This window comes from Gordonia sp. NPDC003585, assembly GCF_040610755.1.
GTDB lineage: Bacteria > Actinomycetota > Actinomycetes > Mycobacteriales > Mycobacteriaceae > Gordonia.
Genome location: NZ_JBEXMX010000008.1, coordinates 1 through 13,865, shown reverse-complemented (window position 1 = coordinate 13,865; position 13,865 = coordinate 1). Strand labels below are relative to the sequence as shown.

The window sequence follows — 13,865 nt, the reverse complement described above, 5'->3', positions numbered from 1 at the left end:
GTGATCAAACCTAGTGTAGCCTCACTCACATGTCCAGTCCCGTATCTCAGGAATCCACTCGTCGGCGCCTGACACAGCAGCAGGCGGAGACGGTCACCAAGCTCACCGATGCAGCCGTCGACATCCTCAACCAGGACGGATTCGACGGACTCACCGTCCGGTCGGTGGCCAAGTTGGCCGGGGTGGCGCCCGCGACCGCCTACACCTACTTCTCGTCGAAGAGCCACCTGGTGGCGGAGGTGTTCTGGCGCCGACTGTCTGCCGGGGTCTCCGAGCCGGACCCCACCGCGACCCATACCGAGCGCGTCGCGCAGGTGCTGCGCGAGGTGTCGATGGTGGTGGCCGGCGAAGGGCAACTCGGCGGTGCGGTGACCATGGCGCTGCTGGGCACCGACCCCGACGTCGAGCACCTGCGCCTCCGCATCGGTGGGTTCATCCGCGTACGGCTGGCCGAAGCACTCGAAGTGGACCCGGAGAATCCTGGCCCGCTGCTCGACGCGCTGGAAATGATCTACGCCGGCGGCCTCGTGCACGCCGGCATGGGGCACATGACCTACGAGCAGACTTCCGAACGTCTTGTCGCAGCCGCACATCTACTGATGGAGAAGTGATGACCGAGATCACCCTCGGGACCGACGGGATGGAGAAACGCCTCCCGTTCGATCCCTATGCCTATGACTTCCACGAGGATCCGTATCCGACCTACCTTCGGCTACGCAACGAAGCGCCGGTGTACTACAACGCCGACATGGACTTCTGGGCGTTGGCGCGCCACGAAGATGTGCGGGCCGGTTTCCGCGACACGGTGCGCCTGTCGAACAGCTGGGGCGTGTCGATGGATCCGTCGTCCTACGGTCCCGACGCACACAAGTCGATGTCGTTTCTCGCGATGGACGATCCCAAGCACATGCGTATTCGCAAGCTGGTGTCCAAGGGGTTCACGCCGCGCCGCGTCAACGAGCTCTCCGAACGCATCGAGCAACTGACGCAGCAGCATTGGAATATCTGCCTCGAGAAGGGCGAGTTCGACTACGTCGCAGACTTTGCCGGTCTGCTGCCGATGGATGTGGTCTCGGAGTTGCTCGGAGTGCCGGTTGCCGACCGCGCGCATCTACGGCACCAGTCGGATCTGTTGCTACACCGCGAAGAGGGTGTCCTCGACATCCCGGAAGCCGCGATCTATGCGTATCTCGAACTGCACAAGTACTATTCGGCGCTGATTGCCGACCGGCGCAAGAACCCGGGCGAGGATCTGGTGTCGGCGCTGATCGAGGCCGAGATCAAGGACGACGAGACCGGCGAGAACACCAAGCTGACCGAGGACGAGATCGTCGGCTTCATGGTGCTGATGGTGGTGGCCGGGAACGAGACGACCACCAAACTGCTTGCCAACGCGCTGTATTGGGGCTGGCAGAATCCCGATGAACTCGCCAAGGTGCTCGCCGATCAGGCTCTCGTGCCGGACTGGACCGAGGAGACGCTGCGCTATGATAACTCGACTCAGATGGTGCTGCGACGCGTCGTTCAGGATGCGCCCTACGGCGATCTCGTGATTCCCGAGGGGCATCGTGTGCTCCTGCTCGTCGGCTCGGCCAACCGCGATGAAGATGTCTTCGGTGCCGACGCCGACCGCTATCAGATCGGGCGGGACTGCAGCCAGGCCCTGATGAGTTTCGGTATGGGCGCACACTTCTGCCTCGGTGCGCATCTCGCCCGGCTTGAGTCCAACGTCGGCCTCGCCGAGGTGGTCAAGACAATCAAATCGGTCGACATCGACATCGAGAACGCGGTGCGCGTGCATTCGGTGAACGTACGTGGGTTTGCGGAGCTTCCGGTGAAAGTGCAGGTGCGCTGATGGCCTACATTCCTCATCCCGACCGTCGTCCGGTCCTGGTCGCCGGCGCGTCGTCGGGTATCGGCGCCGCGACGGCCGAATGGCTTGCCGCAGCCGGATATCCGGTTGCGCTGGCGGCCCGTCGGGTGGAGAAGCTGCAGGAGTTGGCAGACAAGATCACCGCCAACGGTGGTGAGGCAGTGGCGGTTCCGCTCGACGTGACCGACGAGCAGTCCGTGCTCGATTGTGTCGCCAAGGCGGAAGCCGCACTCGGCTCCTTGGAGATCGTGGTGGCGGGCGCCGGCGACCTGGCCGTGGGCCTCTCCTACGACACGTTGCCCGAGGAATTCGCCGCGCAGATCAACATCCACCTCACCGGCGCCTACCGCATCTACCGGGCCGTGATCGGTGGCATGATCGACCGCACGCGTGGCGATTTCGTGTTCATCGGTTCCGACGTCGCCATTCGTCCGCGTCCGTGGTCGTCGGCGTATGTCGCCGCGAAGTCGGGGATCGACGGACTGGTCGCGACCATCCAACTCGAACTCGAGGGCACCGGAGTGCGCGCGGGGGTGGTTCGTCCGGGTCAGACCCTGACCGGGATGGGTATGAACCTCGACCCCAAGGACACCGAGGACATGCTCAACGACTGGATCAAACACGGGCTGGCCCGGCACGGCAATTTCCTTGCACCCGAACATATTGCGCAAGCCGTTGCCGCGATGGTCACGATGCCCCGGGGTGCGCACATGCGTTCCGTCGAGGTCGAGGCCGAAGGCGCCATTCCGCGAGCGAAACGCGAACAGAAAACCCAGGATTCGACAACACCGAACGGAGCCGGCTCATGACCGCACTCACCAAGCCCAAACGTGTCTCCGGCGGTGACGGAGAACACGGCCACCTCGACGAGCTGGCGACCGACCCGATCTCGCTGTTTTGGCGGGTCCGGGAGGAATGCGGCGACGTCGGCCAGTTCCAGCTCGCCGACCGCGAAGTAATCCTCGTCTCCGGCGCGCTGGCCAACGAGGAGTTCTTCCGTGCGCCCGAGGAAGACCTCGACCAGGCCGCCGCCTATCCGTTCATGACTCCGGTGTTCGGCGAGGGCGTGGTGTTCGACGCCAGCCCGGAGGAGCGGTCCAAGGCGATTCACAACTCGGCCCTCAAGGGCCCGCACATGAAGCAGCACGCGGTCACCATCCCCAACGAGGTGGAACGCATCATCGCCGGCTGGGGCGACGAAGGTGAGATCGACCTGCTGGAGTTCTTCGGTGAGCTGACTCTGTACACGTCGTCGGCCTGCCTGATCGGCCGGAAGTTCCGCGAACAGCTCAACAAGCATGTGTCCGAGCTGTTCCACGACTTGGAGAAGGGCACCGACCCTATCGCCTATGTCGACATGCACGCCGACATCGAGAGCTTCCGCAAGCGCGATTCCGCGCGCGCCGAGCTCGTCGAGTTCATCCAGGGCGTGATGGACGAGCGGGTCGCGAATCCTGTTGAAGACAAAGAAGATCGCGATCTGATGGACATCCTGATCCAGGTCGGGTTCGATGCCAACACCATCACCGGCATGTTCATCTCGATGATGTTCGCGGGCCATCACACCACGCAGGGAACGGCGGCGTGGACACTGATCGAATTGCTGCGCAACCCCGACTACATGAAGCGGGTCTACGACGAACTCGACGAGATCTACGGTGACACACCGGCCGGCGAACGACCGGAGTACACGTTTGCCCACACCAGGCAGATGCCGCTGCTCGAGAACGCGCTCAAGGAGGCTCTGCGACTGCACCCTCCGTTGATCATCCTGATGCGCTTGGTACAGCACGACTTTCACATCGAGGACTTCGAGGTGAAGGCAGGCCAGACCATCGCTGTCTCGCCGGCGGTGTCCAACCGGCTGCCCGAGGACTTCCCGAATCCGGACTCCTTCGATCCCGACCGTTACGTGAAGCCGCGCCAAGAGGATCTGGTGAACCGGTGGACGTGGATTCCGTTCGGTGCCGGCCGGCACCGTTGTGTGGGTGCACAATTCGCGATCATGCAGCTCAAGGCGATCTTCTCGGTGCTCTTCCAGAACTACGAGTTCGAGATGCTCCAGCCGTCGGAGTCCTACCGAAACGACCACTCCAAGATGGTCGTTCAGCTCCAGCAGCCGTGCCGCGTGAAGTATCGTCGTCGTACCGACGCTCCCGCAGGTGCAGGAGCATGACGGCCATGCGCATCGAGGTCGATCTCGACATCTGCCAAGGACACGGTATGTGCGAGATGGAGGCCCCCGACGTCTTCGAGGCACATTCCGACCACGTGGAGATCCTCAACGACCATCCCGACGAAAGTCAGCGCGAGGAGGTCGAGGCAGGCGTGCACTACTGCCCGACCCAGGCCTTGCGAATCATCGAGAACGAATGAAGTGGAGTGACAATGCCTTTTGATCGTGCCGAACTGGAAGAGATGAAAGAGCGCTGGCTCGCGGCCAACATCGAGGCCGAGAAGGCCGGCGACTGGAAACCGTTGGCGGAGTTCTACACCGAGGACGCCACCTACGGGTGGAACTACGGTCCGGACAAGGACTTCATGGCCGTCGGTCGGGACGAGATCCGCGATATCGCACTCGGCCAGGAAATGGAAGGCCTCGAAGGTTGGGAGTATCCCTACCAGGAATGGGTCATCGACGACCAGACCGGATCCATGATCGGCCTGTGGAAGCAGGTGTACGAGGGCAAGCGTGAGGACGGAACCCAATACGCGCTCGAAGGTATCCAGGGAAGCTGGTTCAAGTACGGCGGCAACTTCCAGTTCTCGTGGCAGCGAGACTTTTTCGACTATGGAAACGTATCGGCACTGTTCATCGAGATGCTGAAGAACAACGCGATGAGCGACGGCATGCTCAAGCGGATCGAGAAGGCCACCGGCGATCAGCCCGGCTGGTATCCGTTCGGCAAGGCGCCCGTCGCGTTCTGGTGACCTGACGTGACTCAAACAGCCCCGACCTACCCAGGTCTGAGTCAACCTCAGCTCGCCACCCTGGTGCCCGAGCTCCTGCTCTCGGGTCAGATGATCGACCGCAGCGGCATGGCCCATCTCATCAGCGCCTTCGGACGGGATGTGATGGGTCAGGTGGCCATCGAGGAGTGGATGGCCGCGAGCCCGGTGTACACCTACCGCATGCGCGCGGCGCTGGGTATCGACGGTGACGGCGTGGAGGACATGTTCAAATGCCTCCAGCTCGACATCGGTGCGCCGCCGCAGTTCATGGATTTCCGCTACGAGATCGAGGACCGCTACCACGGCTCGTTCGTGCTGAATCACTGTGGCGCGCTGATGGACGTCGAGCCGATGGGCGACGACTACGTGACCACCATGTGTCACGACATCGAGGACCCGACCTTCGACGCCACCGCGATCGCGACCAACCGTCGTGCGCGTATTCGCCCGATCCATCGTCCGCCGCGGCGGCCGGCGGATCGACATCCGCACTGCGCGTGGACGGTGACCATAGAACCGGATCGCGACGAACTGCCGTTGCCGGCCGACGCCGTCGACATGTTCACGACCCAAGCGGGTTCGGTGGCCCTGTCGCCGATCGACGAGTCGGCCACGGACGGTTTCGTCGACTACCGGGGTCCGTTGTTCGAGGACATCCAGTTCCGTGAGTGGTCGCATACGGCCTTGGTCCGGATCGCCGAAGAGGTTGCCTTGCAACATCAATTGCTGGCTCTCGGATTCCTGTGGAGTGTTCGGCGCCAGGCCGAGACCGAGGAACAGGCGCGGGAGATCTACGGTAAGCAGCTCACCGGGATCGCCGGCCTGGCCGCCGACCGGCTACGGCAGGCACTGGATCTGCCGCGCGACGCCGCCGGTCTCGCGTCGGTCATAGCCCTGCATCCGTGCCTCGGGCCCGTTCAGTACACGGGTGTCACAGTCCGGGCCGATGGCGACGACGTGGTGGTCACCATTCCGTCTTCGTCGGCCGCGGTGGACGACGGTGGCTGGCTCAGCCTGATCGACAGTGACCATCTGGAACCGCTGCAGGCGATCGCGACCGCCGTCGACGAGCACTGGGAGATCGCCGACTCCACGCAGACCGACGCCGGACTCGAGGTGCGCTTCCGTGTAGGGGAGCGTGCGCACAAGGAGTCTGGTGAGGTGGCCATCGCACGTTTCAGTTCCGGCTCGACGTTCGAGTTCACCGATCGTGGACGGTCGATACCCATCACGCCCGTGGGCAGTTCGGCCTGATGCCGGGCGGTGAGGGGAGACCACCGGTGACCGCCCGACTGTCCGGGCGGGTGGCCATCGTGTCCGGCGCCACCCGCGGGATCGGTCTGGCCGTCGCGTATGCGCTGTCGGGGCAGGGTGTTTCGCTGGTCGTCAACGGCCGGGACAAGAGTGCGGTCGACGACACGGTGGCCGAGATCCGCGGTGGTGGCGGGTATGCGGTCGGGGTCTGCGGATCCGCGGGCGATGACGGTGTCGCACAACAGATGGTCGACACCGCGCTCTCGGAGTTCGGGGCGCTCGACATCGCCATCAACTGTGCCGGCATTGCCGAACCGGCCGGATCGACGATCCTCACCATCGACACCGCAGACTTCCGCGAGCAGATCGACGCCCACCTGATGAGCGCCTTCCACATCACGCAGGCAGCGGGCCGGGTGTTCGCCGAACAACGGTCGGGGTCCATCGTGCTCACCGGATCGGCCGCTTCCCTCGGATTATTCGGCGGCAGTGGCTATCCGGCGGCCAAGGGTGGCGTGAACGCATTGGCGCTCGCGGCCAACTCCGACCTCGCACCACACGGGGTGCGGATCAATGTCGTGATGCCGGGGGCGAAATCGCGATTGTCCAGTGGCGACGATTACGTGCGCCACATCGAGAGTCTGCACGAGCGAGGCATCCTCGACGAACTCACTCGTGACGCCGCGCTCGACCCGGCACCGCCCGAGTACGTCGCACCGCTGTACACCTTCCTTGCCGGCGACGCGGCCGACCACATCTCCGGCCAGATCTTCAGCGCATCAGGCGGATTCATCGGCAGATTCGAACCGCAACAGGCCAGCTTCGTCGCCTACCGCGACCACCAGGACAGCGCGCCGTACAGCCTCGAGGAACTGGCCGAGTTGCTCGGGTGACGTGCGTCGATCAGGCATCGCACAACCGACTCCTTCCGCTCCCTGAGGTGCTCGAGGCGCCAGCCGAGAGCCTCGAAGGGCTGGTGAGACAACGAATGTCATCTCACCAGGGGGGCTTCGAGGCTCGCTTCGCTCGCACCTCAGCCATCGGTAGAAAAGCCGCTCGCAAGCTCGCTCCTCAGGGCAACGCCTCAGCCGGCGGAAGGCGACTCCTTGGCCTCAGTACGGTTGCGCTTGCGCTCCAGCCAGAATCGGGCACCATCGGCGATGGCGTCGGTGACCGGGCGTGGGTGCCAGTCCAGTTCGGTCTCAGCCTTCGCGTGGCTCATCTGCGACATGTGGTGCATCAACCGGACGGTGTCGATCTTCAGGCGCTGCGAGCGGCCGGTGATCCGAGCGCGGGCGGTGCCGACCGCGCCGGCTCCGTACAACGCGGCCTTGCCCAGCACGAGGCGCGGTGGGGGTACGTCGGCCGCTCGAGCTGCGGTGGTGATCACCTCGCCGAGATCGATGAAACGCTCGGACACGATGTAGCGTTCGCCCGGTCGTCCCCGATCGGCGGCGGAAGTCAACGCCGTGGCGGCGTCGTCCACGGCGACGGCCTCGGCCTTCATGCCACGAACTCCGAAGGGCATCTTGCCCAATGCGGCCGCCGCCACGAATGACCCGTGTGGAGTGGGCTGCCAGTCGCCTGAGCCATAGGTGTTGGAGACACATGCTGCCACGACCGGAACTCGGCCGTCGTGGGCATAGCCGAGGGCCAGCCGTTCGCCGGCAACGCGCGATCTGACGTAGTCGGTCGCGGAGTCGTCCCAGTTGAAGTCGTCTGTCTCATCGACGATCCGGCCGGGATGACGACCGATCGTCGCCATGGTGCTCGTATAGGTGAAGGAATCGAGTCCGGATGTGGTGGCCACGTCGAGAACGTTGCGAATGGCCTCGACGTTGGTGCGGAACAGCGGAGCCGGGTCCGAGAGCCATGCTCGGGTATCGACCGCGCAGTAGAAGACAGTGCGGCAGCCCTGCATTGCGCTCCTGATCGAGGAGGTGTCGAACAGATCGCCGGTCACGTGCTCGAAGTCGAGATCCGCGAGTCCGCGCAGATCGCTTGTCGGCCTCGTGAACACGCGGACGTCGGAACCGTCAGCCAACAACTGTCGGACCAGATGCGACCCGAGAAATCCGTTGCCACCGATGACGAGCTTCATCGGCTCGCCACCAGGTCGTCGATCGCCGTTGCGCTGCGATGCAGCATTGTCTCGAACATCGTGTCGCCGCGCGGGGTCGGTTGGGCTGCCGCAGAGCCGAATACCACGATCAGCGGTCCCTGGATGAGGTTGGCGACGTAGTCGTCCCAGCATTCCTCGGGCGAGTATCCCGACACCCCGTGTGACAGGAGCGCGTCATGGTATGCGGCGACGATCCGGCGTTCGTGCGCACGTCGATCGTCGACCGTGAGGCTCGTGCTCAAGAGAAAGGCTATGTCGCGCAGTGGGTTACCGGAAACGATGGTCTGCCAGTCGATGATGGTGACGGTGTCGTCGGCGCCGAACAGGACGTTGTCGATGCGCAGGTCGCCGTGGACGAGGGCGACGCTGCGTTGCGGTGTGACCAGCCAGTCGCCCGCCTGCGCCACCAGCCACTCCACTGCGCCGTCGTCGATGCCGACCGGTGCGAATCGGTCGCGGTAGACCTGGGCCATCGGTTCGAGCACGGACTCCATGAGTGCCCGGTCGTCGTCGGTGGGCAGTGGGAAACGGTCGATGAGGTCGGCGTCGTTCCATCGTGGGCCGTGGAGGACGGCGGCCGCGATCGCCACCGATTCCGCCTGCGCCGGTGTGCATCCGGCGATCTGATCGCCCTGACGCGCGTCGGCCATGTCTTCAAGCAACAGCACGAACTCGGCGCCGGTAGGTGAGATGACCGAACCGAAGTGCCGTGGCACCGGCACCCGAAAGGTGCTCGCGAGGTCCTGGTAGAATCCGACCTCGTTGCGGAATGCTCCACAGGCGAAGTCACGCTGATCTTGTGGCCCGGTGGCCATCTTGGCGATCATGGTGTCGGGCAGCGTGGGGGAGGCCTCGGCGTAGGTCAGGCGGATCCGATACGACCCGGCCATCTGCCCAGTGCCCACCGGTTCGGCCGAGACCGACGTGACTTCGGCGTCATGGTCGGCGCTGCGCAGGATGTCGGTGAGCCGCTCGGCGGTGAGATCGTCTGCGGCGGTGGGTATCGCGCTCACGGAGTCATCCTTCCGGGATTCGTGGGCAGTTTTCGCGTCGTCTCCGGTCGGATCTGCCGGTAAGCGTCGACGACCGGCGTCAGTTCGGTCGGGGTCGCGCCGTGCAGGATCACCGAGTCGACGTCGAGATCGAATTGGGCAGCCACGGATCGTGCCGCACCATGGGCGTCGCCGATCGCCGAATCGGACACCCAGGCATCGGGGATGGCGTCGGCCAGCTCCGCGAGCTCGTCGACGGTCGCGGTCGCGTCGATCGGTCCGCGGGCGTTGGTGAAAGCCGCGGTGGCACGGACACGTTCGAGATCGGCATCCGACCAACCGTTCGCGGCCATCAGCGGGCCCGGGTAGCCCTGCAGATAGGTCGCCAACCGCCCGTATAGCCGGCGCATCCGGTCGTTTTCGTCGAGGTCGTCGGTGGCGGTGGCGAGGACCGACCAGATGCGGATCGACGCGGGGTCACGCCCGGCTCGCTGCGCGGCGGCGCGGACGTGGCCCACGGCGCGCCGAGTCGCATCGGCGCTCAGAAAGGTGTGCAGCACAACGCCATCGGCCATCTGACCGGCGAGCTCCAGGGTTCGACGACTCATCGTCACCAGCATGATCGGCGGTGGGGCGTCGAGCTTCACCCCGAGGTGCAGTAGCGGGTAGGAGCCGATCGGACCGTCGTGCCCGATCACCATCTCCCCAGACCACAAACGACGCAGTACCGCGGACATGTCGGAGAGTTGTGCACCGGTCACGTCGGGGATGCCGAGGATCTGCCACTGCGCGGCGATGCCTCGGCCCAGGCCGAGCGCGAATCTCCCCTGCGAGAGTTCACCCATCGTCGCGCCCATCGTTGCGGTGATGATGGGATGTCGCGTGTTGTGATTGGTTGCCGCGGTGGCGATTCCGAGTCGATCTGTCGCTGCTGCCAACGCGCCACACAGCGTCGGCGCATCCTTGATGTTGAACCGTTCGGAGACGAACGCGGTCCCCAGTCCGATCTCGTCGGCGATGCGCGCTTCGGCGACGAGCTCGGCCGGGGTCACCGGGTGGCGGGAGAGTGCGTAGTAGCCCAGTTCGGCCAGAGGTCCGGTCATGTCAGGCCGGATTGCCGGCAGTGACCGCCGAACGGTAAGTGCGCGAACGGGGTTCGCGGACCCACAGGGTGCCGTCGCCCGCGGTGACGCCCTCGGTCTTCAACGCACGTTTGAGGATCTTGTTGGTCGCGGTGGTGGGGAGGTCGTCGGCGATGCGGACAAAGCGCGGCCACGCCTTGGGGGACAGGTCGGCCTGGTCGGCGAGTTGCGCGGCGAAGTGGTCCGGATCGAAGTCGGCGTCGTCCTGCAGGACCACCGCAGCCATGATCGCGTCGCCGACGTGCTCGTCGGGGACAGCGTACACGGCCACACGGTTGATCTCGGGGATACGCAACAGGATTCGCTCGATCGGGCCGGCGGCCAGGTTCTCGCCGTCGACGCGCATCCAGTCGCCGGTACGTCCGGCGAGATAGATCCAGTCGTCGGCATCCTTGTACGCGAGGTCGCCGGACCAGTACTTGCCGTCGCGCAGGCGTTCCTGCGTCGCACCGGCGTCGTTGTAGTAGCCCATGAACATCCCGCCGCCGTCGATGTTGACGAGTTCGCCGATCGCCTCGTCGGCATTCGCCAGAGCGCCGTTGGCATCGAATTCTGCTCGCGGACACTCTATTCCGGTCGCGGAGTTGTACACCGCGACATTCGGGAAGCCCTTGCCGATCGACCCGTGCGGCGTGCCCGGTTCGCGGGTGATGATGATGGCGAGTTCGGTTGAGCCGAAGCCGTCCCAGACGGTGCAGCCGAAACGCCGGGAGAACTCGTCGATGTCGCGGTCGGTGGCCTCGTTACCGAATGCGACCCGCAGCGAGTTGTCGGCGTCGTCGGCCTGCTCGGGCGTGGCGAGGATGTAGGCGAGTGGTTTGCCGACGTAGTTCATGTAGGTGGCGTTGTACCGCCGGATGTCGGACAGGAAGGTCGACGCGGAGAACTTGGCGGGAGCCATCGCGGCGCCACCGCACAGTGCGACGCAGTAGCCGCCCATGAGTGCGGCCGAGTGGAACAGTGGCATCGACAGGTAACAGACGTCGCCGGGACCGACGCTGTACTTGTCCACCAGAACCGGGCCGGCGAACGGAATCATCATGTGCGCGAACTGAACCGGCTTGGGGTTGCCACTGGTGCCGGACGTGAAGATGAGCATGAAGGTGTCGGTCGCCGTCGGTATCGAATGCGGCGTCAGGTCTGTGGCATCGGCGAGCAGATCGGCCCACTGCGACGACGAGGTGTCGAAGATCGTGACATCGGGCAGGTCGAGGCCGTCGAGCAGCGGTCGATGCTCGGCGTCGGTGATCAGGATCTGACAATCCGCGCGCTTGATGTCGGCCGCGAGACCGTCGCCACGTCGGGTGTTGTTGACCCCGACCGTCACATAGCCGCCGAGCGCTCCCGCGGCAAGGGCGATGAGCATGTCCGGAGTGTTCCCCAGCAGTACGCCGACATGCATCGGCCGACCCGTGTCGGCAGCGGCAAGGACGGTTGCAGCCATGCGCTGGGCGTCGGCGATGTACTCGCGCCACGACCACGTGCCGCCGTCGTAGGTGATGGCGAGGTTGTCGTCGTCGGCGCGGGCATGGAGAAGCTGGGTGACTGTGTCGGCCATGCGGCCAAATCTAGAACGTGTTCTCGATTCGTGTGTACAGATTTCGAAAATTGTCTACTCGGCGGTGGTCACCGGCGAGTGAACGACCCCGAACCGGGAATGATCGTGAAGGTCTGCGTGCGCTTGCCCAGGATCGTGGTGGTGAACGAGATCCGTCCGAGCCCGGTCTTGATCGTGGCTCCGGGCATCGAACGCGGGCCGGCACACACTGGGAACACCTCGTCGCCCATCTTGCCGGTGCGGGTGTTTCGCCAGGTGACCGCCATCCGGGCGTCCTTGAGATTGGTACGACACGCATTGTCGGCGCGCGGAACCGCCGCGATCCGAGTCGCACCCTGGGGTGCCAGAGCGACACCCAGGGAGACGGCGAACACGTCGGTGATCCCCCGGTCGGAGACCGTGATGCCGGCGTTCGGGACCTGTTGGGCGGCGATGGGTGGTGGCTTGGGCGACGTTCGATCCGGCGCTGCGGACGCGACCGGAAGCGTGCACATCGTCAGCGCTCCGGCCGCCATGGTCGCGCCGGCGAGGATGAATCCCCTGAGTCTCATCTGTATCTCCTGTCACTTTGGCCACACTTGAGGCTCACGGTACTGGAGTGGCCTGCATCTCCTCAAGACCTCCTCGGTTCTCGGTGTGGACGCGCGTCCTGATAGATAACTCTCATGAGTCCGCTCCGCGAGCCGTTGGCCACCTTCCACGTCGGCCACCTCGAGCGTGCCGGCGACACCGGCGCGATCGCCGAACAGCAGTTGACCGCCCGTTTCGCCGACCATCGCGGGCGAATCGAATTGCCCGCTCTCGGCGTCCTGTTCGACCACCTCGGCGGCATCCCCTATCAGCTCGAGCAGTTCAAGTCGGGCGGCTTCACGATCCAGGCCCGTCTGTCCCTCTCGGCACTCGGCCACATCGACGTCGGCGACCGCCTGTCGTGCAGTGCCGACCTCGCCACGCACGACGACCAGTGGGGCGTCACCCGCGTCGAGATCCGCACGTCGACCGGCCGGGTGTGTTGCGTCGGCAGCGCCCGCAACACCGTCGTCGGACGATCCGCCGAGCTGCCGACATCGCTCGAAGACGAAGCAGGCGGCGACATTCCGGACTGTGCCGATGCCCACGGCGCACTGCTGCCGCTCGCCATCGAGCCGTCGTTGCCGGGACACGACATCGTCACGCAGTTGGCGTCGGGTGTGCGGTCACCCGGGCCGCTGGTCGAACTGCTGAACGGGGCGGTCGAGATCGAGGGCGAGGGTCGCGACACGGTTGTCAGGCTTCGGGTCCGGACCGAACCGTGGATGGGCAACATGTTCGGCACCATGCACGGCGGTGTCATCGCGACGATCGTCGGCCAGGCGGCCTCGCTCGCCGGGCAAGCACACACCGCCCCCGGCCAGGACTACACGCTGGCCGACCTCGCGGTCGGCTTCTACCGGTCACCAGCGGTGCACGGCGGGGATGTGGTCGCCGAGGTGGTGCCGATCAAACTCGGCCGCCGCATCGGCTCCTTCGAAGTCACCCTGACCTCGCACGACGGCGCGCTCCTCAGCCGCGGGACGGCCGACGTCCACTACTGCTGAGCGTTAACCTTGCGCACTGCGTGTTGAGGTGAACGCGGACCCTTTCACCGCTCCCTGAGGCGCGAGGAGCGCTAGCGACGAGCCTCGAAGGGCCTGGTGAGAGGACATTTTCAGCGCACCAGGGGCTTCGAGGCTCGCAGGCTCGCACCTCAGCCAGCGGATGGTGTCAGTCGGCGGAAGGGCAAGGCGCAGGTTGTAAAACAATCATGCGTGCTTGATTTTTCTGGCGCCCCGTGTGACGCTGGTCTCATGTCGATCGTGCAAGAGCTCGTGGCCGATCTCGAGGCGGAATCGCAGCAACTCGATGCGCTGGTCGCCGACCTCGCGCCTGAGGCGTGGGCGACGCCGACGCCGGCGGCGCGGTGGACCATCGCACACCAGATCGCGCACCTCGC

At 65.1% G+C, this 13,865-nt stretch carries 15 protein-coding genes; 10 read left to right on the top strand and 5 right to left on the bottom strand.

Annotation, left to right across the window (positions count from 1 at the left end; all coding sequences use genetic code 11):
* The first annotated feature begins 29 nt into the window (after positions 1-29).
* Genes ABZW74_RS03460 through ABZW74_RS03425 form a run of 8 tightly spaced genes read left to right on the top strand, consistent with a single transcriptional unit; the run spans position 30 to position 6,972 of the window.
* A complete protein-coding gene (locus tag ABZW74_RS03460) occupies positions 30-611 on the top strand; it encodes a TetR/AcrR family transcriptional regulator (protein WP_240860755.1) in 582 nt (193 codons plus the stop codon).
* Positions 611-1,855 (top strand): cytochrome P450, encoded by a 1,245-nt coding sequence (locus tag ABZW74_RS03455; protein WP_240860757.1) that lies wholly within the window; start codon positions 611-613, stop codon positions 1,853-1,855. The genes ABZW74_RS03460 and ABZW74_RS03455 overlap by 1 nt, the downstream gene beginning before the upstream one ends.
* Complete coding sequence (locus tag ABZW74_RS03450) at positions 1,855-2,682, top strand: SDR family oxidoreductase (RefSeq protein WP_240860759.1); 828 nt, start codon at positions 1,855-1,857, stop codon at positions 2,680-2,682. Before ABZW74_RS03455 ends, ABZW74_RS03450 begins: the two co-directional genes overlap by 1 nt.
* The gene (locus tag ABZW74_RS03445; RefSeq protein WP_355273899.1) at positions 2,679-4,049 is read left to right on the top strand and encodes a cytochrome P450; all 1,371 of its coding nucleotides are present in this window, start codon (positions 2,679-2,681) and stop codon (positions 4,047-4,049) included. Before ABZW74_RS03450 ends, ABZW74_RS03445 begins: the two co-directional genes overlap by 4 nt.
* Before the next feature lie 5 nt (positions 4,050-4,054).
* Complete coding sequence (locus ABZW74_RS03440; protein WP_240860805.1) at positions 4,055-4,249, top strand: ferredoxin; 195 nt, start codon at positions 4,055-4,057, stop codon at positions 4,247-4,249.
* A 12-nt stretch (positions 4,250-4,261) separates the two neighbouring features.
* On the top strand, positions 4,262-4,804 hold the full coding sequence (locus ABZW74_RS03435) for a nuclear transport factor 2 family protein (RefSeq protein ID WP_240860764.1): 543 nt from the start codon (positions 4,262-4,264) through the stop codon (positions 4,802-4,804).
* A gap of 6 nt (positions 4,805-4,810) precedes the next feature.
* The gene (locus tag ABZW74_RS03430) at positions 4,811-6,079 is read left to right on the top strand and encodes a hypothetical protein (protein WP_355273896.1); all 1,269 of its coding nucleotides are present in this window, start codon (positions 4,811-4,813) and stop codon (positions 6,077-6,079) included.
* Positions 6,079-6,972, top strand: a complete 894-nt coding sequence (locus tag ABZW74_RS03425) for an SDR family oxidoreductase (RefSeq protein WP_240860768.1) — start codon at positions 6,079-6,081, stop codon at positions 6,970-6,972. The genes ABZW74_RS03430 and ABZW74_RS03425 overlap by 1 nt, the downstream gene beginning before the upstream one ends.
* A 191-nt stretch (positions 6,973-7,163) precedes the next feature.
* On the opposite strand, the gene ABZW74_RS03420 is transcribed toward ABZW74_RS03425, so the two are convergent.
* The 5 genes from ABZW74_RS03420 to ABZW74_RS03400 form a co-directional block, all read right to left on the bottom strand.
* Positions 7,164-8,180: an NAD-dependent epimerase/dehydratase family protein gene (locus ABZW74_RS03420; protein WP_355273892.1), complete on the bottom strand. Its 1,017-nt coding sequence runs from the start codon at positions 8,178-8,180 to the stop codon at positions 7,164-7,166.
* Positions 8,177-9,214, bottom strand: a complete 1,038-nt coding sequence (locus tag ABZW74_RS03415) for a phosphotransferase (RefSeq protein ID WP_355273889.1) — start codon at positions 9,212-9,214, stop codon at positions 8,177-8,179. The genes ABZW74_RS03420 and ABZW74_RS03415 overlap by 4 nt, the downstream gene beginning before the upstream one ends.
* On the bottom strand, positions 9,211-10,296 hold the full coding sequence (locus tag ABZW74_RS03410; RefSeq protein WP_355273886.1) for a TIGR03857 family LLM class F420-dependent oxidoreductase: 1,086 nt from the start codon (positions 10,294-10,296) through the stop codon (positions 9,211-9,213). Before ABZW74_RS03410 ends, ABZW74_RS03415 begins: the two co-directional genes overlap by 4 nt.
* Before the next feature lies 1 nt (position 10,297).
* Positions 10,298-11,893, bottom strand: coding sequence for a fatty-acid--CoA ligase FadD1 (gene fadD1, locus ABZW74_RS03405; RefSeq protein WP_240860772.1), 1,596 nt, complete (start codon positions 11,891-11,893; stop codon positions 10,298-10,300).
* A gap of 68 nt (positions 11,894-11,961) precedes the next feature.
* Positions 11,962-12,444: a hypothetical protein gene (locus ABZW74_RS03400; RefSeq protein WP_240860773.1), complete on the bottom strand. Its 483-nt coding sequence runs from the start codon at positions 12,442-12,444 to the stop codon at positions 11,962-11,964.
* Between the two features lie 114 nt (positions 12,445-12,558).
* Between ABZW74_RS03400 and ABZW74_RS03395 the strand changes: the two genes are divergently transcribed.
* On the top strand, positions 12,559-13,470 hold the full coding sequence (locus ABZW74_RS03395) for a PaaI family thioesterase (protein ID WP_355273881.1): 912 nt from the start codon (positions 12,559-12,561) through the stop codon (positions 13,468-13,470).
* A 249-nt stretch (positions 13,471-13,719) separates the two neighbouring features.
* Positions 13,720-13,865, top strand: a 146-nt coding sequence (locus ABZW74_RS03390) for a maleylpyruvate isomerase N-terminal domain-containing protein (RefSeq protein ID WP_355274040.1), incomplete at its 3' end; no start/stop codon positions are given.